The 20,808-nt window shown below is 58.0% G+C and carries 16 protein-coding genes, 1 pseudogene and 1 riboswitch; of the genes and pseudogenes, 13 read left to right on the forward strand and 4 right to left on the reverse strand.

Features of this window, described 5'->3' with window-relative positions; all coding sequences use genetic code 11:
* The first annotated feature begins 126 nt into the window (after positions 1-126).
* The 8 genes from flgF (at position 127) to mgtE (ending at position 9,606) form a co-directional block, all read left to right on the forward strand.
* Entirely contained in the window at positions 127-873 is a 747-nt protein-coding gene (flgF, locus tag WE862_RS11725; RefSeq protein ID WP_042033329.1) for a flagellar basal-body rod protein FlgF, read from the forward strand.
* 15 nt (positions 874-888) lie between these two features.
* Complete coding sequence (gene flgG, locus WE862_RS11730) at positions 889-1,677, forward strand: flagellar basal-body rod protein FlgG (RefSeq protein WP_033114360.1); 789 nt, start codon at positions 889-891, stop codon at positions 1,675-1,677.
* 14 nt (positions 1,678-1,691) lie between these two features.
* Positions 1,692-2,363, forward strand: a complete 672-nt coding sequence (gene flgH / locus WE862_RS11735; protein ID WP_042033331.1) for a flagellar basal body L-ring protein FlgH — start codon at positions 1,692-1,694, stop codon at positions 2,361-2,363.
* Positions 2,364-2,371: 8 nt separating this feature from the next.
* Complete coding sequence (locus tag WE862_RS11740) at positions 2,372-3,469, forward strand: flagellar basal body P-ring protein FlgI (RefSeq protein WP_041209856.1); 1,098 nt, start codon at positions 2,372-2,374, stop codon at positions 3,467-3,469.
* A 43-nt stretch (positions 3,470-3,512) separates the two neighbouring features.
* Entirely contained in the window at positions 3,513-4,568 is a 1,056-nt protein-coding gene (gene flgJ, locus WE862_RS11745) for a flagellar assembly peptidoglycan hydrolase FlgJ (RefSeq protein WP_042033333.1), read from the forward strand.
* A gap of 3 nt (positions 4,569-4,571) precedes the next feature.
* Positions 4,572-6,575: a FlgK family flagellar hook-associated protein gene (locus WE862_RS11750; RefSeq protein ID WP_042033334.1), complete on the forward strand. Its 2,004-nt coding sequence runs from the start codon at positions 4,572-4,574 to the stop codon at positions 6,573-6,575.
* A gap of 4 nt (positions 6,576-6,579) precedes the next feature.
* Positions 6,580-7,788 (forward strand): flagellar hook-associated protein FlgL, encoded by a 1,209-nt coding sequence (gene flgL, locus WE862_RS11755; RefSeq protein WP_042033336.1) that lies wholly within the window; start codon positions 6,580-6,582, stop codon positions 7,786-7,788.
* A 183-nt stretch (positions 7,789-7,971) separates the two neighbouring features.
* Positions 7,972-8,141: riboswitch (M-box (ykoK) riboswitch) on the forward strand.
* Between the two features lie 121 nt (positions 8,142-8,262).
* Complete coding sequence (mgtE, locus tag WE862_RS11760) at positions 8,263-9,606, forward strand: magnesium transporter (protein WP_042033338.1); 1,344 nt, start codon at positions 8,263-8,265, stop codon at positions 9,604-9,606.
* Between the two features lie 63 nt (positions 9,607-9,669).
* Here mgtE and ppx read toward each other — a convergent pair whose 3' ends face one another.
* The 3 genes from ppx to WE862_RS11775 form a co-directional block, all read right to left on the reverse strand.
* Positions 9,670-11,160, reverse strand: coding sequence for an exopolyphosphatase (gene ppx, locus WE862_RS11765; RefSeq protein ID WP_041209861.1), 1,491 nt, complete (start codon positions 11,158-11,160; stop codon positions 9,670-9,672).
* Positions 11,150-13,219, reverse strand: coding sequence for a polyphosphate kinase 1 (gene ppk1 / locus WE862_RS11770; protein WP_339058619.1), 2,070 nt, complete (start codon positions 13,217-13,219; stop codon positions 11,150-11,152). Before ppk1 ends, ppx begins: the two co-directional genes overlap by 11 nt.
* Positions 13,220-13,299: 80 nt before the next feature.
* The gene (locus tag WE862_RS11775; RefSeq protein WP_042033339.1) at positions 13,300-13,812 is read right to left on the reverse strand and encodes a glycine cleavage system protein R; all 513 of its coding nucleotides are present in this window, start codon (positions 13,810-13,812) and stop codon (positions 13,300-13,302) included.
* 190 nt (positions 13,813-14,002) lie between these two features.
* Between WE862_RS11775 and WE862_RS11780 the strand changes: the two genes are divergently transcribed.
* The 5 genes and pseudogenes from WE862_RS11780 to WE862_RS11800 all read left to right on the forward strand — a co-directional run bounded on the left by WE862_RS11780 (position 14,003) and on the right by WE862_RS11800 (position 20,034).
* Positions 14,003-14,890, forward strand: coding sequence for a DUF2726 domain-containing protein (locus tag WE862_RS11780; RefSeq protein ID WP_042033341.1), 888 nt, complete (start codon positions 14,003-14,005; stop codon positions 14,888-14,890).
* A 242-nt stretch (positions 14,891-15,132) separates the two neighbouring features.
* Positions 15,133-16,555, forward strand: a pseudogene (locus WE862_RS11785) (sigma-54 dependent transcriptional regulator).
* A gap of 106 nt (positions 16,556-16,661) precedes the next feature.
* On the forward strand, positions 16,662-17,696 hold the full coding sequence (locus WE862_RS11790; RefSeq protein WP_042033343.1) for a sensor histidine kinase: 1,035 nt from the start codon (positions 16,662-16,664) through the stop codon (positions 17,694-17,696).
* 76 nt (positions 17,697-17,772) lie between these two features.
* The gene (locus tag WE862_RS11795; RefSeq protein WP_042033344.1) at positions 17,773-19,116 is read left to right on the forward strand and encodes a sigma-54-dependent transcriptional regulator; all 1,344 of its coding nucleotides are present in this window, start codon (positions 17,773-17,775) and stop codon (positions 19,114-19,116) included.
* 156 nt (positions 19,117-19,272) lie between these two features.
* On the forward strand, positions 19,273-20,034 hold the full coding sequence (locus WE862_RS11800) for a Nif3-like dinuclear metal center hexameric protein (RefSeq protein ID WP_042033345.1): 762 nt from the start codon (positions 19,273-19,275) through the stop codon (positions 20,032-20,034).
* A gap of 112 nt (positions 20,035-20,146) precedes the next feature.
* On the opposite strand, the gene purN is transcribed toward WE862_RS11800, so the two are convergent.
* A complete protein-coding gene (gene purN / locus WE862_RS11805) occupies positions 20,147-20,785 on the reverse strand; it encodes a phosphoribosylglycinamide formyltransferase (RefSeq protein WP_042033488.1) in 639 nt (212 codons plus the stop codon).
* Between the last annotated feature and the right edge of the window lie 23 nt (positions 20,786-20,808).

Here is a 20,808-nt window from a genome sequence, read left to right on the forward strand (position 1 = left end):
AGAGGGGGACTGATGTCCCCCTCTGTATTTCTGAGTCCAGGCTCCCCTCAATATCCCTCCAATTTTTCCTGTTGGCACTCAAATTGCAGTTCCCTCATCAGAGTCATCTGTTTGACGGAGAATCCCATGGATCACCTGCTTTACATCGCCATGTCCGGGGCCAAAGAGAACATGAATAGCCTGGCTATTCGCAGCAATAACCTCGCCAATGCCAATACCACCGGCTTCAAGTCCGACTTCGAGCAGGCCCGCAGCATGCAGGCCTTTGGGGAAGGCTTGCCCAGCCGGGTATTTGCCATGACGGAGCGTCCCGGTCAGAACTTGCAGCATGGCATGTTGATGACAACAGGTCGGGATCTTGATGTGGCTGTTGATGGCCCGGGCTGGATTGCTGTGCAGGACCCCAAAGGGGGTGAGGCCTATACCCGTATGGGAAATTTGCAGGTGAATGCGACTGGCAATCTGCAGACCTCAACCGGTCTGAACGTGGTGGATGATGGTGGCCAGCCCATCGTGCTGCCGATGCCGATGGAGAAGCTTGAGATCAACCGTGATGGCACCATCAGCGGTCGTCCCGAAGGTGCGGCTGCCAACCTGTCTGAGGATTTTCAGCGGATCAAGTTAGTTAACCCGGCTGCCAATGCGGTAGAGAAGGGTACTGATGGCCTGTTTCGCCGCAAGGATGGCCAAAATGAGCCAGCCTCAGCTGCGGTCGGTCTGATTGCCGGCTCTCTGGAAGGCAGCAACGTCAATGTGGTGGATGAGATGACCAACCTCATTCAACTGCAGCGTCAGTTCGAAACCCAGATCAAGTTAATGAAAACGGCCGAAGAGAATGATGAGGCCCAAACCCAGTTGCTGCGTATCAGCTAACCAAGGAGTTACACCATGAATCCTGCACTCTGGATCAGCAAGACCGGGTTGGATGCTCAGCAGACCAATATTTCGGTCACCTCGAACAACCTGGCGAACGCCAGCACCGTGGGCTTTAAAAAGTCGCGGGCCATCTTTGAAGATCTGCTGTATCAGAACATCAACCAGCCCGGTGGCCGTTCCTCTGCCGATACCGAGCGCCCCTCTGGATTGATGCTGGGTGCCGGTGCCAAGGTGGTCGCGACCCAGAAAGATCACAGCCAGGGTAACGTGCAAACCACGGATAACTCCCTCGACCTGATGATCAGTGGCCGCGGTTACTTTGAAGTGCAGTTGCCGGATGGCAGCTCTGCCTACACCCGCAACGGTCAATTTACCCTGAACAGCGAAGGGACCATCGTTACTCCTGGCAACGGTTACACCCTGCAACCGGAGATCCAGATCCCGGAAAATGCCCAGAGCGTGACGGTTGGCGAAGATGGCCAGGTCTCTGTCCAGCTCAAGGGAGATGGCGCATCTCAGGTGGTCGGCCAGATCACTCTTTCCGATTTCGTCAATGCCAGCGGCCTGCAGCCCATGGGTGAAAACCTGTTTGTGGAAACCCAGTCCAGTGGCGCGGCCATTCAGGGAACTGCGGGGGCCGATGGTATGGGCGTGGTGAAACAGGGGATGCTGGAGACCTCCAACGTCAACGTGACTGAAGAGCTGGTCAACCTGATCCAGGCCCAGCGGGTTTACGAGATGAACTCCAAGGTACTCTCGGCGGTGGACGGCATGATGTCCTTCCTTATCCAGCGTACCTAAGTAGGAGGTGCATGATGAAAGCCTTATGGATGCTGGGCTTGTTGGTACTGGGTGGTTGTACTTCTACCCCCAATACCCCAAAACCCGATGATCCCGAGTTTTCCCCCGTTTACGGGGAGTCGGAGCCGGTCTCGGTGAGACCGACAGGAGCTATCTTTCAGCCGGAGCAGGTCAACGGCATCTATTCGGATATCAAGGCGCACAAGGTGGGTGACATCATCACCATTCAGCTGGCTGAATCGACCTCTGCCTCCAAAAAAGCCAACACCCAGAGTGGCAAGGACAACAAGTTCAATCTGGATGCGGTTAGCTTAGGTGGCGTGCCGGTGACGGCAGGGCCCTATGACCTCTCGGCGAGCATCGGCCAGACTGGCGCGTTCAAGGGACAAGCCAAGGCAGATCAGAGCAATAGCCTGCAGGGGAATATCTCGGTCAGCGTGGCCAAGGTATTGCCCAACGGCAATCTGCTGGTGCGTGGCGAGAAGTGGATCATGCTTAACAATGGCAACGAATATATCCGTATTACCGGTCTTATCCGGCCAGAAGATGTGACGTCTGATAACAGCGTTTCATCCCAGAAAGTTGCCAATGCCCGTATCTACTACGGTGGTACCGGTGATCTGGCCAATACCCAGGAACAGGGATGGCTGACCAGCTTTTTCAATGGTCCCTGGTGGCCGCTCTAGGAGATGTTATGAAGTCACTCCGTCTTGCCACACTCCTCTGTTGTCTATTGCCGCTGGGCATGGCTCATGCCGCCCGGATCAAGGACATCAGCTCGGTTGAAGGGGTTCGTACCAACCAGTTGATTGGTTACGGTCTGGTGGTCGGTCTGCCCGGTACTGGCGAGAAGAACAACGCCTTCACCGAGCAGACTTTCCGCACCATGCTCAACAACTTTGGCATCAAGGTGCCGGACAACATCAAGCCCAAGATCAAGGATGTGGCGCCGGTAGCTATTCATGCCGACTTGCCGCCCTTCTCCAAGCCGGGCCAAACCATTGATGTCACGGTTTCCGCGATTGGCGAGGCGAAAAGCCTGCGTGGCGGTACTCTGCTGCAGAGCTTTCTCAAGGGGCTTGATGGTCGGGTCTATGCGGTTGCCCAGGGCAGTCTGGTGGTCGGCGGTCTGGGCGCTGAAGGGGCGGATGGCTCCAAGGTGGTGATCAATACCCCGACCGTCGGGCGCATTGCCAACGGGGCAACCGTCGAGCGGGAAGTACCCAATGCGTTCAGTCAGGGCGATACCATCACCTTCAACCTGAACCGCCCGGATTTTACTACTGCACGCCGACTGGCCGATGTGGTGAACGACCTGGTCGGCCCCAATACCGCGCAGGCACTCGATGCCACTTCGGTCAAGGTCTATGCGCCGCGTGATCCGGGTCAGCGAGTCTCCTATCTCGCGACCATCGAGAATCTGGAAGTGGATCCGGCCAATGAAGCGGCCAAGATCATCGTCAACTCGCGCACCGGCACTATCGTCATTGGCAGTGAAGTCAGGTTGAAACCGGCGGCTATCAGCCACGGTGGGTTGACCGTCACCATCGCGGAAAACCAGCAGGTCTCCCAGCCCAATCCACTCTCTGGCGGGCAGACCACTACCACCAACAGTTCGACTATCAACGTCAAGCAGGAGCAGGGGCGGATGTTCAAGTTTGACACCGGCGCCACGCTGGATGAGTTGGTTCGGGCCGTCAACCAGGTCGGGGTTGCTCCCGGTGACCTGATGGCCATCCTCGAGGCGCTGCAGCAGGCAGGCGCCATCGAAGGACAGCTGATCATATTGTAACAAGCGGCAAGGGGTTGCCACGGGCGGCAAAGAGGTAAGCAAAATGGCGGACTTTGACACTAACAGCGGTATCAATCTCGGGGTCGTACAGGACGTCAAAAACCTGGATCGTCTCCGCCAGATGAGCAACAGCAAAGAGGGGCAGGCGGAAGCGCTCCGGAGTGCATCGCGCCAGTTCGAGTCAATTTTCACCCAGATGATTTTTCAGGGAATGCGGCAGGCCAATCAGGTGTTGACCCAGGATAGCCCGTTCAACAGCAGCTATACCCAGTTTTATGAAGGGATGCTGGATGAGCAGCGTGTTTCCGATATGACCAATAAAGGTGGGTTAGGTCTGGCTGATATGGTGGCCAAGCAGCTCTCACCGGCCACCTTTACCCACAAGGATGGACGGGTGCTCAAGATGCCGCAGCGCACGGAGCGAGCCTACAAACCCTACGAACCGCCCTCCGGGGCAGCCAATGATTTGATTGAAGCCTCTAAAGTTGGCAAGGATTTTGCTGAAAAGGGGATGGCAGAGGATAAACCTGCGCTCACCATGCCGGTACGCCCTCACCGTACCGTGCCGCCGATGGGCATAGCCGCCCAAGCTGGTAGCAGTGCCGATGGCAAAGAGTTTGATAGCCCGGAAGAGTTTGTGCAGCGCTTGATGCCACTTGCCAAGAAAGCGGCCGACAAGCTGGGACTAAGCCCTGCGGTACTGGTGGCTCAGGCCGCGCTGGAAAGTGGCTGGGGCAAGCGGGTGATCAAGGATGGCGAGGGGAACGTAACTCACAACCTGTTTGGCATTAAGGCTGATCCCCGTTGGGAGGGGCCCAAGGCCGTGGTGAGTACGCTCGAGTATGAGGAAGGGGTTGCATCGCGCCAAAAAGCGGCCTTCCGCTCCTACGACTCTTTTGAAGAGAGCTTCAACGATTACGTGGATTTTCTCACCTCCGGCTCCCGTTACAAGGGGGCGTTGGCCAAGGTAGACAGCCCGGATCACTATTTTGAAGCGCTGCAAAAGGCCGGTTATGCCACAGATCCTCACTACGCCAACAAACTGAAACAGGTATTGCGCAGCGATGCTATTGCGCAATACAACGAGATGGAGCTGTAACATATGGCAAGCGATCTGCTTGGAATTGGTTCATCAGGTGTGCTGGCACAGCAACGCCTGCTGCAGAGCACCAGTAACAACATAGTGAACGTCAATAGCCAGGGCTATGTGCGTGAGCGTACGCTGGTGTATACCAATTCTGTTGGCCTGGGTACTGGTGATATCAAGACCGAGCGGATCCTCAACAGCTATATGCAGGGGGAGGTGCGTCGTGATACCTCTGCCTACCATGCAGCCATGACCCATTATGATCAAATGTCATCAGTGGACAGCTTGCTGGGCGATACCAGCAACAGCGTAGGGGCTGCTATCACCTCCTACTTCAAGGCATTTCACTCTGCCAACGAGTCTCCCGCCGACATTGGTGGCCGCAAGGTCGCCATGAGCGAGATGAGCGGTATGGTCAACCGGTTTCACACCCTCTCGGCCCAGTTCGACAAACAGAGTGACACCATCAACACCCGCATTGATGACGAGACCAAGCAGGTCAACAGCCTGCTAACCAGCATCAACGACTTGAACCAGGCCATTATCCGAACTCAGGGCTCACCCGAAGAGAACCTGATGCTGTTTGATCAGCGCGATGAGGCGATTCGCCAGCTTTCAGAAAAGATGGATATTCGCACCATCCCCCAAGCCAATGGCAGTGTGCTGGTTAACATGAGTACCGGTCACTCTCTGGTTCTGGATGGTGGTGTCGCGCAGTTCAAACAGGTGGCTGGAGATCCGGATTCGCGTAATCAGGAGCTGCAATTAACGCTGGGAGCCAACCAGACTGTTATCAACCATGACACCTTTGGTGGCGCCATGGGCGGGCTTTTCAAGGCTCGAACCGACCTGGAACCGACCAAACGTGAGCTTGGGCAGCTGTCCATCGCCATGGCTGATGCCATGAACCAGCAAAACCGGCTGGGGATGGATCTGGATAACGAGCTGGGTAGCGATATTTTCACCCTGCCAACCAGCAAGGGTCTGCCATACAGCACCAACGGAGGAACCTCCGGGGCTACAGTCAGCTTTGTACCCGGCAAGGGCGCAGAGGTGACTCCTTTTGATTATGAGATCCGTTTCAGCAGCGCTACCGGTTACGAAGTCTTTTCACTGGACAAGGATGGCAATGCAACTTCGGTTGCAACGGGGACTATGCCACCTGCCACTTTCCAGATCCCGGGCCACGGTATTTCGGTGGATTTGACCGGAGCACCAGTTACCGGCGACAAACTGCTGCTGCAACCGACCAAGAGTGCAGCTGCGGGCATAACGCAAAATATTACCCGGCCGGAAGATTTGGCTCTGGCTTCTCCGCTCAAAGCGCAGAAGGACACAAATAATCCGGGGAGCGCAGATATCAAGCTGGGGGGCGTATTCAATACAGGTACAGGGTCAGGTTTTGGCTCCAATAGCCTGAGCTCGACGGCGCCTCAGGTGGTCAAAATTAACGCTGCCGGTGACTATGAGGTCTATGGCCAAGGAGGAACGACTCTAATCGGGGTCGCTCCTGCTGCCAGCAAGGGGCAAAATTTGATGGCAGCCCTGCAATTGCCGCCTCCCGCTACGGGGCCTGTCTATGCAAATCCCAAACAGACCCCAGGTTACGAGTTCAGTATTACCGGTACGGTCAAGGCGGGTGACAACTTTACTCTCAGCTACAACAGCAACGGCTTTGCCGATAACAGCAATGGTCTCGCTTTGGCCGATTTACAGAACAAGGATCTGGTGCGCAAGAGCACCAATGGCGGTACCACCAACGACAAGATGACCTTTAATGAGGCCTACTCTGGACTGGTTATGTCGGTAGGTAACAATACCAGCCAGGCGAAGACTTTGCTCAAGGCCAATGAGTCCAAACTTATTCAGAGTTCCGGTATTTACGAGAGTGTCTCCGGGGTCAATCTGGAAGAGGAAGCGGCCAATCTGATCCGGTTCCAGCAATCCTATGCGGCATCAGCTCAGATCGTCAGTACCGCCAAAACTATTTTCGACACACTGCTCTCTTCCGTGAGGTAACGTCATGCGCATTACGACCAACATGATCTACGACCGGAATATCTATTCCCTCAACAATGCCAATGAGCGGCTCAATACCGCGTATCAGCAGCTGCAGACCGGCAATAAATTCCAGACGGCTGGCGAAGACCCGGCTGGCATGAGCCAAAAGATGGCGCTGACCAAGGAGATCGACCTTTTCAAGCAGTATGGGGTCAACGGTAGCCTGCTGGAGAACAGCCTTGGCCATGAAGAGACGGTATTGGATTCTTTGAATACCGCCATGCTGAGTGCCCAGACCCTGATCCAGAAGTCACACAATGGCTCCATCAGCATGGATGACCGCAAAGCCATCGCCAGTGAGCTGGAAGGGTTGCAGCAGCAGATGTTTGACCTGATGAACAGCAAGAACTCTCAGGGGGAATATATCTTTGGCGGCAACCAGAGCAAGACCCAGCCCTATGTGAAGGACACCAACGGGAAGTTCATCTATCAGGGGGATACCGGGCAGCGCGAGATCCAGGTCTCGCCGACCGTGAAGATTGCGGCCAATGACTCGGGTCAGGATCTCTTCGAGATAGTGGCAACCAGGCGAACTGCCAGCGCGGGGACAGCCAATATCAAAGTTGGCATTGCGGATCAGGGCAACTTTGATAACTTTTTCCAGTCAAACTACAACTCGGCGCTGGCCAGCAATGACTACACCGTTTCCACCACAATAGGACCTCCCGACACCTATCAGATCAAGGATTCCGGTGGGACAACACTGCAGACGGGTGATTACAAACCAGGCACCGCGATCCCGTTCAACGGCCTTGAGTTGACGCTTGATTTGCCAGCAGGTGGGGCAGCACAGCAGTTTTCGCTCAATCCGCCAAAGAACGACAACATTCTCAATGGCATGTCCGACTTCATCAACGCGCTGCGTGATCCGACCATCTCTGCCGATACCTTCGAGGATAAGGTAGCTGATGCAACCGTCCATATGAAAAACGCCCGGTTGAACATGGATCACGGGATGGGCGAGCTGGGTGGCCGAATGAATAGCCTTGAGCAGGTGATGAGCTCCAACGAGGGGTTGAGCACACTGAATACCGAGGCGAGGGCCAAGGTTTCCGAGGCCGATCTCTACGAGGTGATATCAACACTGTCGAAAGAGGATGCAGCGCTGAGTGCGTCGCAACTCTCCTTCAGCAAGATAAGCCGGCTGACCCTGTTTGATTACATCCGCTAAATGCAAAAAGGCCCCCACCGGGGCCTTTTTGCATATTGGGCTATCCCGTTGTTGAGCCGTGATTTGGCCAGTAATTGTAACAAGCTGTTACCTATGGTGGTTTCTGGCGGAAGCGGGGTTGACCTTGCTGTGTGATTGGACAATTATGCCGCCCGCACAACAGTGCGTTGTGCAAGTTTAATTGCAGCATCTCGTTAGGCGAGGCTCCTGTATAAACACAGGCCACTGATCTCACGACGTCCAGAGACGCCCAAGATCAGGACAGTTTTCATCGGATTAAGGTGTAAACCCAAGTGGCTTCCGGCATGCCGGATACGTTATGCAGTGCTAAAGCTGGTACGTGGGGATGATGACACGCCGAACGGCGTCATTTCCTGCCTATTACTCGTCAATCAAATTGCTGTTTTCTTTCAGATGGCGAACGGATCTCCGTTCGCGCTCAGGCTCGCCTGAAATCACATGGGATTATTTGTGATGAAGAAAACACACACCATTCTCAACCGTCATCAATTGCTCGATCTCGCCAGCCTGCAGGGTTGGCTGGAACACAATCTGGATCCGGTTCAGCGCGCCGATCAACTGCTGACCCTGCGTCCGGAAGAGCTCAACTGCATCTTTGATACCTTGCCTGTGCCGCAGGGGGCTGAACTTATCGCCTCTCTGTCGGCAGAGAGTGCGGGTCGTCTGTTGCAACGCATGCATGGCAGCATAGTTACAGTCTTGCAAGAAGCCATTCCCCGTCGCGAGATGGTGGCTATCCTGCGCAAGCTCGGCCGTCAGGATCGCACCATGCTGTTGGCGCGTTTCCCGACCCAGGCCCAGGCCATGTACTACTCCCTGCTCGACTGGCCTACCGAGTCGGTCGGGGCCAACATGCGTCATGAATACCTGGCCGTGAGCGAACAGGATACCGTAGGCAAGGCCAAGCAGCTGATCCACGATGCCTGGGATAATGCCCAGCTGTTTCGCCACATCTATGTGGTCAACGCGGATGGGCGTCTGCAGGGGAGCATCTCGCTCAAGACTCTGCTGATCGCTGACCCGCTTGCCAGCGTCGCAACTCTGATGGATCGTGAAACGGTGCGGATCAACGCCCGTGCGGATCAGGAGCTGGCTGCGCGCCTGCTGATTGACCGCGACCTGTCGGTGTTGCCGGTCGAGGATCAGGGGCGGCTGGTCGGTATTTTCCACGTTGATGATGCCGCAGATATCCTGGAGCTCGAATCCACCGAGGATGCCGAGATGCAGGGTGGTTCATCGCCGCTGGATACCCCCTATCTGCAGGCAACTCCCTGGCAGTTGTGGCGCAAGCGGGTGGGCTGGTTGCTCATTCTGTTTGTGGCCGAAGCCTATACCGGCACCGTGCTGCGGGCTTTCGAGGAGCAGTTGGAAGCTGCTATTGCCCTGGCATTCTTTATCCCTCTGCTGATCGGTACCGGTGGTAACAGTGGTACCCAGATCACCACTACCATAGTGCGAGCCATGGCGGTCGGGGAGGTGAGTTTGCGCAACCTCGGCACTGTGCTGAAGAAGGAGCTCTCCACCGGTCTGCTCATTTCGGCCGCTATTGCGCTGGCGGCTTGGGTGCGAGCCTGGAGTCTGGGGGTGGGGCCCCAGATTGGCATGGTAGTTACTCTGACCATCATCGCCATCGTGCTCTGGAGTGCCACCGTGGCGTCGGTTATCCCCATGGTGCTGCGCCGCTTCCGTATCGACCCGGCGGTCGTATCGGCCCCCTTTATCGCGACGTTGGTGGATGGTACCGGTCTTATCATCTACTTCGAGATTGCCAAGCTGTTGTTGCCCGAGCTGCAGTAAGCCAGAACCTGAGAATGCAAAAGGCAGCCCACGGGCTGCCTTTTTTATATCTCTCTTTGCGGTTCAGCCGAGCTGGAACAACAGTGGCCAGCCCTGCTCCTGGCAATAACGGTGCTCCTTCTCCAGATTCTGCATCAGGAGACGGTTCTCCTCGCACCAGTCGATCGGCAGGGTCACTACCAGCTGATCCCCTTGTACCGCAACTTTCCACTCAGGCAGCAGGTTGTCCTGGCGCTTGTGGTGCGCGGCGACTGCGAGGCGCAAAATGCGGATGCAGCGAAGCACGGTTTGCAGGTCGTGGTTGGGCAGGGGCGGCAGCTCGGAGAGTTTTAGCCCCTTGCGCTGGAAGCGTACCAGCGCGGCCAGCAATGCCTGATCGTCCTGGTTGAAGCCGGGCAGGTCGGTGTGTTGCAGGATATAGGCGGAGTGGCGGTGGATGCCGCTGTAGTTGATGGCAAGGCCAATTTCGTGCAGCCGTGCCGCCCAGCCGAGGATGGCGCGATAGGGCTCTATTTCCATCTGCCAGGGCCCTTGCAGGGCATCAAACAGGGTCAGCACGCTCTGCTCCACCCGGGCGGCTTGTTTGCGGTCCATCCGGTAGTGGGTGCCGAGCGCTTGCGCCGTGCGCTCGCGGATATCGTGGTGCTGCAAGCGCTCCTCGAACTCATACAGCAATCCTTCACGCAGGGCACCGTCAGAGTAGTCGAGCCGCTCGATGGGCAGCGAGGTAAACAGGCCAAGCAGGATGGCAACCGCGGCGGCAAACACCTCCTGACGCTCCTCGGTGAGCCCGACCAGTTTGAGGTTATCGACCCGCTTGTGTTCGATCATCAGCGCCTTGAGGCGCTCCAGCCCCTCCAGCGTAATGCTGCCATCGGTCAGCCCTTCACCCTGCAGCACATCCCGCACGGTGCGGATCGAGCCTGAGCTGCCAAGACAGCTCTGCCAGCCCAGCTTGCGGTACTGGTTGACGATGGGGGCGAGCTGGTGCTGCGCCTCCAGCACTGCATTGGTGAAGTGCTTGTCACTCAGCTTGCCGCTGGCAAAGAAGCTCTGGGTAAAGCTGACGCAGCCCATCTTGCGGCTGGTGAGGGCCTTGTGTTCAAACCCTTCACCGATGATGAGCTCGGTGCTACCGCCGCCGATATCGATGACCAGTACCTGGCCCTCGATATGCTGGGTATGGGCGACCCCCTGATAGATGAGCCGTGCTTCTTCCTGCCCGCTGATGATCTCGATGGGGTGGTTGAGCACCTTGGCCGCTTCGCTGACGAACTCGCGTGCGTTGCTGGCTCGGCGCAATGTGTAGGTGCCGGCGATGCGGATCTGATCCGGTTTGATGTTGGTGAGCCGCTCGGCAAAGAGTGACAGACAGGCGAGGCCGCGTTCCATCGCCTCCGGGCTCATTCGTTTCTGCTCATCCATCCCTTCCGCCAGCCGCACCCGCTCCTTGATGCGATCGACGATGCGAAAACGCCCTTCGCTCAGATGGGCGATCACCATATGAAAACTGTTGGAGCCGAGATCGACGGCGGCGTAGAGGCTATTGTCCATTGTTTGACTCGATACGTTTGAGATAGTCGTAAATCGCGACCTGAGAGCGGATTTTGCGGCGGTTGCCCCGCTTCACATATTCGTTCTGCTGGTCGGCATCGATCACCCGCGCCTTGCAGGTATCACTCAGTTGTAGCTCGAGAATATCCATGATGCGCTGTTTGAGCCGCTCGTCATAGATGGGGGTACCCACCTCGATCCGGCCGTCAATATTGCGGCTCATCCAGTCGGCGCTGGAGATATAGAGCTGGGGGTTTCCCTTGTTGTGGAACACCATCACCCGCGGGTGCTCGAGGAAGCGATCGATGATGCTGATCACCTTGATGTTGTCACTGAGGCCTGGCACTCCCGGGCGCAGGGCACACATGCCACGGATGATCATCTGGATCGGCACCCCGGCCTGCCCGGCGGCATAGAGCCGGTTGATGAGATCACGGTTCACCAGGTTGTTGATCTTGAGGGTGATGCCGCTGGGTTGCCCAGCCTTGGCGTTGGAGAGCTCGTTGTCGATGAGACGATAGAGCTGACGCCGACTGTTGATGGGGGAGACCAGCAGGTGGTTGAACTTGTAGCGCCGGTAGGGGTATTCGATGTACTCGAACACGCTCTCCACCTCGGCGGTGATGTCAGGATGGCGGGTCAGCAGCGAGAAGTCGGTATAGATCTTGGCGGTCTTCTCGTTGAAATTGCCGGTCCCGATATGGGCGTAGCGCACCGCCTCGCCGTTTTCGTGGCGGGTGATGAGGCAGAGCTTGGAGTGGATCTTGAGGCTCGGCACCCCGAACACCACCTTGACCCCGGCATCGGTCAGGATGTTGGCCCAGTCGATGTTGGCCGCTTCGTCGAAGCGGGCGCGCAGCTCCACCACCACGGTCACCTTCTTGCCGTTGTTGGCGGCATCGATGAGGGAGTGGATGATCCGCGACTTCTTGGCGACTCGATAGATGTTGATGCGAATGGCGCTGACTGCCGGATCGAACGCCGCCTGACGCACCAGCTCGGTGAAGTGGTGGAACTTGTGGTACGGGTAGTAGAGCAGGATGTCCTGCTTGGTGATGGCATCGAAGGCATTGACGAAGCCGTCAAAGTCGCGGCAATCGATGGCCGGCAGCTTGGGGTTTTCCAGATAGTCGCGGCCCACGTTGGGGAAGCCGATGAAATCTTTGAAGTTGTGATACCGCCCGCCCGGCATGATGGCGTCGTAGGAGCTGATCTGCAGCTTGAGCTTGAGGAAGCTTATCATCGCCGCCGGCATCTCCCGCTCGTAGACGAAACGTACCGGCATGGCAGTGAGACGCTGTTTCAAGCCGTCACTCATCTTGTCGACCAGGCTCAAGTCCAGCTGGTCGGAGAGGTCATATTCGGCATCCCGGGTCAGCTTCACCGCATAGGCGGCAATCTCGTCGTAGTCGAAGAAGCCTTTGAAGATCTCGTCCAGACAGAAGCGGATCACATTGTCCAGAATGATGATCTGCTTCTTGCGGCGGGTCCCTTCCGGCGGCAGCTGGAAGAAACGGGGCAGGTCATCGGTCGGCACTTCCACCAGCGCATACTGGATCACCTGGCCATTCTTTTTCATCTCGATGGCCAGATAGGTGTGCTCGTCTTTCAGGAACTTGACCGGGTTGACCTCCTTGTTGAGCAGGATCGGGATGATGTGGCGCAGCACCTTCTCCCGAAAGAACACCCGCAGCCACTTCTGGATGGCGTCGGAGAGCTGGTTTTCGTTGACCAGAAAGATGTTGTGGCGAGCCAGGGCGATCAGCAGCTCCTTGTAGGTGTTGTCGAATGCCTCGCCAAGGGCCATCACCTTCTGCTGGATGGCGCGCAGCAGCACCTTGGCTTCATCGTCGCCGCCATGTACTTCATTGATCAGAATGCGGCGCTTGACGTCCGACACCCGAACTTTAAAAAACTCATCCTGGTTGGAGGAGAAGATCCCCAAAAAGCGGACCCGCTCGATGAGGGGGACCGTCTTGTCCATCGCTTCTTGCAACACCCGTTCATTGAATGAGAGCCAGCTCAGCTCTTTCTCTTCATACAGCTTGTCGGTGCTCATGTTATGCCTCTGGTCTCTAATCAGTTCGCCTCTGCGCGGCAGGTATGACGTGAATATATGACAGAAAAGTGACAGCAATATTACTCGGGCATCGCCTCATCAATATCGACCACCAGATCATCGGAGAGAGACTCCAGCGCAGAGACAAGACTCTCCATCTCCAGCCCGTCTGGCAGGGCAACCAGTGCATGGGCGTAGAAGAGCGATGCGCCGGAGTGGGGTGCCGGTTCACAGCCAGTGGTGAGATCGGCCACATTGATATCAAGTTGCCGCAGGATGCTCGCCACTTCGTGGACGATGCCGGGGCGATCATTGCCGGTGACCGTCATCACCACCTGATGGGCCGGTTCGGCGGTGGGGGTCCCTTCGGCAAAACTGATGGTGAGGCCGGGCAGCAGGGCCAGCGCTTCGCACAGGCTGCGGTAGTGCTCCTCGGGCACGGCTACATGGAGGATGCCGGCAAACTGGCCTGCCAGCTCGCTCATGGCACTGCCCAGCCAGTTGCCCTGCTCGCGACTGATGACGGCAGCCAGACTCTCGACGATACCTGGTTTGTCTGCACCGATCACGGTGACCACCAATTGCTTTTGCATCCTGCTCTCCTTGGAATTGGGTTTCTCCAGCATTGTGCCTGCTGTGGCTGGTCATATGAAGCCCCGCCCGCTGGCAAATGGATAAAAAGCAGGGACTTTTACACTTTCCATACGCTTGCCTGCTGCCTTGCGTGACGCTGGCTGTGGTAAAGTGTTCCCCCTTTCGTGTTGTGAACTGGATTGTGCTCTCATGAATACCCTCGTCCTGTCGGGATTACTGCTGCTGGCCCTGCTGGTGCTGGCGATTTTCTGGAGCAGAAACAAGGAGCAGAAGCAGCTGCCCTACGATCTGCAGGAGACGCTCTTCACTCCGGCCGAGCGCTCTTTTCTCGGGGTTCTGGATCTGGCGGTAGGCGACAAGGCCAGAGTCCTGGCCAAGGTGCGGGTGGCCGATGTGCTGACCCCGCAAGCGGGACTCGGCAAGAGCAAATGGCAGCAACACTTCAACAAGATCAGCGGCAAGCATTTTGACTATCTGCTCTGCCATCCGACCGACCTCTCGTTTATCTGCGCCATCGAGCTGGATGACAGCTCTCACCGTCATCAGAAGCGCAAGGCGCGTGATCTCTTTCTGAAAACTGCCTGCGACAGCGCCGGTCTGCCCCTGCTGCAAATTCCGGCCAGCAGCGGTTATCAGGTGGAAGAGTTGCGCGAACAGATTCTGCCGTTGCTGGTCAAAACCAGCGAGCCGCTGGTCGATGATTTGCTGCCGGGCCAGCGGCGCGAACCCACCTTCAATCCTCTGTTGCTGGACGGGGTCGATCTTGGCACGCCGCTCCGCGGTGGCTCGCCACAGGCAACTGTTCGCCCGGTCGATGAAGAGCCGCTTCACTTCCCAAATCTGGAGCGCCCTGCGCCGAGCATTGCGGTTCCCGTGCAGGAGCCGGAGCTTGCCGACAACCTGTTTGCCGATCCGTCTGAAGACGAGGATGAAGAGGTGCACCACTGTCCTCGCTGCGATGCGCCGCTGGTGGAGCGTGAAGCCAAGAAAGGGCCCCATGCCGGTCGCCTCTTTCTGGCCTGCAGCCGTTTCCCCGAGTGCCGCTACGCGACCCCGCGCCACCATATCCACCCTTGAACTGCTGCATCTGAGTGATACCGCCGCCGGCAAGGCGGTATCACCTGAATATTCCCTGCGAAAAAAATGCCGTAGCCATTTCGTTTATCCCCGTTTTATGTCGATACACTTAGCCTGAATACGACAATTTTTGACAAAGTGTCGGAATTTTGGCACTTTGTCTGTCTGAAATAAAATAAGTGATATATGTTTTATATCTATATAAAACAATGAATTATATTCGGTCGTCGCGAGGGATTGATATGGTGGAGATGGGCGTGTTGATTGTTGATGCCGATGCGCAGCGGCGTCAGCAGTTGGGAACAGTGCTCTCGTTTATGGGGATCCCGTGGCAAGAGGTAGCTGAAGGCGATCTGGATGTCGCCATCGACTCTTCCGGCCCCCTGCAAGGTGTGCTGGCCGGCGAGCTCGGCGCCCGTGTTCTGCCGGATCTGCTGGCTGCATTCCCCCGAACCCCCCTTTATCTCTCTGGTCGAGGCCGACCTGCCCAACAGCAACTTTATCGGGGTTGCCGAGGCGCCGTTTACCTATGAGTCGCTGACTCGCCACCTGCACTTCTGTCAGGCGTTTGTTTCTCTGCATCCCCGTCAGCAGACCCATGACAAGGGGCAGGCTTTACTGCGCCTGCTGGTGGGCAAGGGGAAGGGGATTCAGGAAGTGCGTCGCCTCATCAGCCAGGTTGCCGAGACCGATGCCAACGTGCTGATCCTCGGTGAGTCGGGTACCGGTAAAGAGGTGGTGGCGCGCGCCATTCACGAACTCTCTGGCCGCAGCCAGGGGCCGTTCGTGCCCATCAACTGCGGTGCCATTCCGGCGGAGCTCTTGGAGAGCGAGCTGTTCGGCCACGAGAAGGGAGCGTTTACCGGCGCTATCGCCGCACGGCGTGGTCGCTTCGAGCTGGCGCAGGGGGGCACTCTGTTTCTCGACGAGATCGGTGACATGCCGATGCCGATGCAGGTCAAGCTGCTGCGGGTGTTGCAGGAGCGGCTCTTTGATCGGGTCGGTGGTGGCAAGCCCATTCAGGCCGATGTGCGTATCATCGCCGCGACTCACAGGGATCTGGAGGCGCTGATCCGCACCCAGGGTTTTCGTGAGGATCTCTACTATCGCCTCAACGTCTTCCCCATCGAAACCCCGCCGCTGCGGGATCGCATCGACGATATCCCCCTGCTGCTGCAGGAGCTGCTCAACCGTCATGCCGAACAGCACCACAGCACCATCCGTCTGACCCAGCGGGCGATGGAGTCGCTGATGCAGTACCCCTGGCCGGGCAACGTGCGCGAGCTCTCCAACCTGCTTGAGCGGCTGCTCATTCTTTATCCGCAGCAGATTGTCGATGTGGCCGATCTGCCGAGCCGCTACCGCTTGCTGCCAAGCGAGCCGCGTGATGAGCGACTGACCGAGATGGATGAGCGGGATGCACTGGCCGCTGTGTTTCAGGATCCGCCGGAGATCGACCATCCGCTTTCCTCGCCTCGAACCATGCAGCTGCCGGAGGAGGGGGTCAATCTCAAGGAGATGCTGGCCGACCTCGAAGTGGAGCTGATCCGTCAGGCGCTGGAGTCACAGGACGGGGTGGTGGCCCGCGCCGCCGATCTGCTCGGCATGCGCCGCACCACCTTGGTCGAGAAGATGAAAAAGTACGGGATGAGCAAAGACGTCTGAGGGTCAAAGCCTTGACGCAAGGCGGCAATCTATTGGTTTTAATAGATTAATTTAGTGGCATGGAAATTGAATAACCTGACCAGGTCGCCAGTTTGAGGTCAGGTTTATGACAGCCCAACAGCAGGATATCCCACTCCAGTCTCACGAAGTGAGCCAGCTTTACGCCATCTTCAAGGCGCTCCCGACCGGGGTGCTGTTGCTTGATGGCACTGGCATCATTACCCGTGCCAATCCGGCAGCGATAGACCTGCTGGGGGAGCCGCTGGAGGGGGAGCTCTGGCGTCACGTCATCACCCGCTGCTTCGAGCCGCGCGAGGATGACGGCCACGAGATCTCCCTGCGCGATGGTCGCCGGGTCCAGCTCTCGACTCAGCCGCTGCAGGATCAGGCGGGCCAGCTGGTCTTTATCAACGACTTGACCGAAACCCGTCAGCTGCAGGATCGCATCAACCACATGAAGCGGTTGTCGGCCCTTGGCAATATGGCCGCTTCGTTGGCCCACCAGATCCGCACCCCGCTCTCGGCCGCCATGCTCTATGCCGCCAACCTGGCCAACCGCACCCTCAAACCCGAATCCCGCACCCAGTTTCAGCAAAAGCTGATGGCTCGGCTGCAGGACTTGGAGAAGCAGATCAACGACATCCTGCTGTTTGCCCGCAATGGCGACAATCAGGTGGTCACCCCCATCTCGGTGCAGGGTCTGCTGGCTGAAGTGCAGGCGGGGGCTGAGGCGTTCTGCGCCCAGCAGGGTTGCGAGCTGCATATGGAGGCACCGGAGCCCGATCTCTGCCTGCTGGCCAACAGCAGTGCGCTCTCCGGAGCCATCAACAATCTCATTGCCAACGCCCAGCAGGCGGGGGCAACGTCACTTCTGGTGAGTGCAGTGCGCAGCGGTGCCCGGGTCGAGATGCGGGTGATCGACAATGGCAAGGGGATGCCTGCCCACCTGCTCAGCCAGATTTTCGAACCCTTCTTTACCACTCGCTCCCAGGGCACCGGCCTTGGGCTGGCGGTGGTGCAATCCGTCGTGCGTGCCCATCAGGGCGAGGTCGGTGTGGCCTCGGTTCCCGGAGAGGGCACCTGTTTTACTCTGTCGTTCCCCCTGCATCAGCAGCAGGTTCAACTTGGAGGTGCAGCATGAGCCTTGTTAAGGAGTTGTGCCGGCCGAGAGGGAGCCATATCAATGCGGCCAGGTTGGCTGTCGTGGGAGGTGTAGCATGACTCAGGCCCGGATCCTGGTAGTGGAAGATGACAATGGCCTGCGTGAGGCGCTGGTCGATACCCTGTTGCTTGGCGGCTATGAGTGCCGTGAAGTAGACAGCGGCGAGCGGGCCTTGCTGGCGCTCTCCCGTCAGCCGTTTGACATGGTGATCTCCGATATTCAGATGGGGGGAATGGATGGCCTGACTCTGTTGGCCACCATACGCCAGCAGTATCCGCAGGTGCCGGTGCTCCTGATGACTGCCTACGCCAACATCGACGGCGCGGTGCGCGCCATGCGGGAAGGGGCCATCGACTATCTGGCCAAACCCTTTTCGCCCGAGGTGTTGCTCAACCAGGTGAGCCGCTATGTGCCGGCCCAGAAGGTAGAAAAACGTGCCGTGGTCTATGGCGATCCCAAGAGCGCCGAGCTGTTCCAGCTGGCGACCCGGGTGGCCAGAAGCGAGGCCACCGTCATGGTGACCGGCCCGAGTGGTACGGGGAAAGAGGTACTGGCACGCTACATCCACGACAACTCCAACCGCGCTGAGCAGCCCTTTATCGCCATCAACTGCGCCGCCATTCCGGAGAACATGCTGGAGGCGACCCTGTTTGGCTATGAGAAGGGGGCGTTTACCGGCGCGGTGCAGGGGTGCCCCGGCAAGTTCGAGCAGGCACAGGGAGGGACTCTGCTGCTCGACGAGATCACCGAGATGGATCTGGGATTGCAGGCCAAGTTGTTGCGGGTGCTGCAGGAGAAAGAGGTAGAGCGGCTCGGCAGCCGCAAGATGATCCCGCTGGATGTGCGGGTCATCGCCACCAGCAACCGGGATCTCAAGAAGGCGGTGCAGGATGGTCTGTTTCGCGAAGATCTCTACTACCGTCTCAACGTTTTTCCGCTGCGCTGGTCAGCCCTGTGCGAGCGACCCGGTGACATCTTGCCGCTGGCTGAACATCTGCTGGCCCTCCATGCCAGCCAGCAGGGGCTGCCCACCCCTCAGCTGGAGCCGCAGGCGCGCGAGCGGCTGCTCTCTCATCCCTGGCCCGGCAACGTGCGCGAGCTTGATAACGTGGTACAGCGGGCGTTGATCCTCAGCCCGGATGGCGTGATCGATTGCAGCCACCTCATTCTGGAAGAGGTGGACGAGCAGGAGATGGAGTTTGCCGTCGCAGAGCGCGCTTATGGCGGTGATCGTCTCGGCAGCGAACTCAAGCAGCAAGAGCACCAGATCATTCTCGACACCCTGCAAGAGTGCAACGGCAGTCGCAAGGATGTGGCCGACCGGCTCGGGATCAGCCCGCGTACTCTGCGCTACAAGCTGGCCCAGATGCGGGATGCCGGCATCGACTTGCCTGCCTGAATCAGGCTGGTGCCTCAATAGAGGGAAGTATCACTGTGTGGGAACCGTCATGGTCTTGATGGCGGCTCTCGATTATCATAGGGCCCTTGGCGTTTTGAGCCGGGGCCTTGTTTTTATTGGTAAAACAGGGAATCGCGCCGTTATAAAGGGACCCTTATGATCTCTCACCGAAAATTGGAAACCGTACTCAACCACCTGCTTGAGCCCCACGCCATCAAGGATTACTGCCCCAATGGTCTGCAAGTCGAGGGGCGCGAGCGCATTCGCAAGGTGGTGACCGGCGTGACCGCCAGTCAAGCCCTCATCGATGCCGCCGTGGCAGCCGATGCCGATGCCATTCTGGTTCACCATGGCTACTTCTGGAGCGGTGAACCGGCCCAGATCACCGGTATGAAGCAGCGCCGCATCAAGACCCTGCTGGCCCACGATATCAACCTGTTTGCCTACCACCTGCCGCTCGATGTCCATCCCGAGGTGGGCAACAACGCCCAGCTCGCCAAGCTGCTCGATATCAAGGTGCGTCGTGGCCTGGAGCCGTGGAACAGCAAGAGCGTCGCCATGGTGGGCAAGCTGGAAGAGCCGATGAGCGGCAGCGATTTTGCCAAGCTGATTGCCGAGCGTCTTGGTCGTGAGCCGCTCCACTGTGGCGACAGCGGCCCCGAGCTGATCCGTTCCGTGGCCTGGTGCACTGGCGGCGGTCAGAGCTACATCAATCTGGCAGCGGAGCAGGGTATCGATGCCTTTATTTCCGGTGAAGCCTCCGAGCAGACCATCCACACCGCTCGCGAGATGGGGATGCACTTTTACGCTGCTGGCCACCACGCCACCGAACGTTACGGCGTCAAGGCGCTGGGCGAGTGGCTGGCGACCGTGCACGGGTTGGATGTCACCTTTATCGATATCGACAATCCGGTCTGATTAGCCGCGTAGCGGCGTAATCGAAGATGAACGTGGTCATTGCGCTGATCTATGGAAATGACAAGGGAGGCCTGGGCCTCCCTTGTTACATTTTGCGTGCTGTGATTAGCGGTTACTCGCTGGCATAGCCTGCCGGGCCCAGTTGCTTGCCATCGAGAAAGGCTGATCCATCCCGCATCTGCAAGCGCCCTTCACAGAACCACTGCACCACCAGCGGGTAGATGCTGTGCTCCTGCACCTGTACCCGTGCTGCCACCTCGTCGGCATCATCCCCTTCGAAGATGGGGACGCAGGCCTGCAGGATCACCGGACCACCGTCGAGCTCTTCGGTCACGAAGTGGACGCTGGCGCCATGCTCACTGTCACCGGCATCGATAGCGCGCTGGTGGGTGTGCAGCCCCTGATATTTCGGCAGCAGGGAGGGGTGGATATTGATCATCCGTCCGGCGAAGTGGCGCACCAGATCACCACTCAATATGCGCATAAAGCCGGCCAGTACCACCAGATCCGGCTGATAGTCTGCCATCAGCGCCAGCAGGGCGGCGTCATACTCCTCCCGGCTGGCAAACTGCTGCTGGCTGAGGGTGGTGGTTGCCACCCCTGCCTCTTGTGCGCGGATCAGGCCATAGGCCTCGGCCTTGTTGCTGATGACGCCGACCACTTCACCGCCAATCTTGCCACTGGCGCAGTGGTCGAGGATTGCCTGCAGATTGCTGCCGTTGCCGGAGATTAGCACCAGGATGCGTTTCATAGGGGAGGTCATTTGGCTGTTGA

Source organism: Aeromonas jandaei (genome assembly GCF_037890695.1).
Classification (GTDB): domain Bacteria; phylum Pseudomonadota; class Gammaproteobacteria; order Enterobacterales; family Aeromonadaceae; genus Aeromonas; species Aeromonas jandaei.

Coding starts and splice junctions, on each gene's coding strand:
- flgF (WP_042033329.1), top strand. CDS start 127: ATGGATCACCTGCTTTACATCGCCATGTCCGGGGCCAAAGAGAACATG.
- flgG (WP_033114360.1), top strand. CDS start 889: ATGAATCCTGCACTCTGGATCAGCAAGACCGGGTTGGATGCTCAGCAG.
- flgH (WP_042033331.1), top strand. CDS start 1,692: ATGAAAGCCTTATGGATGCTGGGCTTGTTGGTACTGGGTGGTTGTACT.
- WE862_RS11740 (WP_041209856.1), top strand. CDS start 2,372: ATGAAGTCACTCCGTCTTGCCACACTCCTCTGTTGTCTATTGCCGCTG.
- flgJ (WP_042033333.1), top strand. CDS start 3,513: ATGGCGGACTTTGACACTAACAGCGGTATCAATCTCGGGGTCGTACAG.
- WE862_RS11750 (WP_042033334.1), top strand. CDS start 4,572: ATGGCAAGCGATCTGCTTGGAATTGGTTCATCAGGTGTGCTGGCACAG.
- flgL (WP_042033336.1), top strand. CDS start 6,580: ATGCGCATTACGACCAACATGATCTACGACCGGAATATCTATTCCCTC.
- mgtE (WP_042033338.1), top strand. CDS start 8,263: ATGAAGAAAACACACACCATTCTCAACCGTCATCAATTGCTCGATCTC.
- ppx (WP_041209861.1), bottom strand. CDS start 11,160: ATGGACAATAGCCTCTACGCCGCCGTCGATCTCGGCTCCAACAGTTTT.
- ppk1 (WP_339058619.1), bottom strand. CDS start 13,219: ATGAGCACCGACAAGCTGTATGAAGAGAAAGAGCTGAGCTGGCTCTCA.
- WE862_RS11775 (WP_042033339.1), bottom strand. CDS start 13,812: ATGCAAAAGCAATTGGTGGTCACCGTGATCGGTGCAGACAAACCAGGT.
- WE862_RS11780 (WP_042033341.1), top strand. CDS start 14,003: ATGAATACCCTCGTCCTGTCGGGATTACTGCTGCTGGCCCTGCTGGTG.
- WE862_RS11790 (WP_042033343.1), top strand. CDS start 16,662: ATGACAGCCCAACAGCAGGATATCCCACTCCAGTCTCACGAAGTGAGC.
- WE862_RS11795 (WP_042033344.1), top strand. CDS start 17,773: ATGACTCAGGCCCGGATCCTGGTAGTGGAAGATGACAATGGCCTGCGT.
- WE862_RS11800 (WP_042033345.1), top strand. CDS start 19,273: ATGATCTCTCACCGAAAATTGGAAACCGTACTCAACCACCTGCTTGAG.
- purN (WP_042033488.1), bottom strand. CDS start 20,785: ATGAAACGCATCCTGGTGCTAATCTCCGGCAACGGCAGCAATCTGCAG.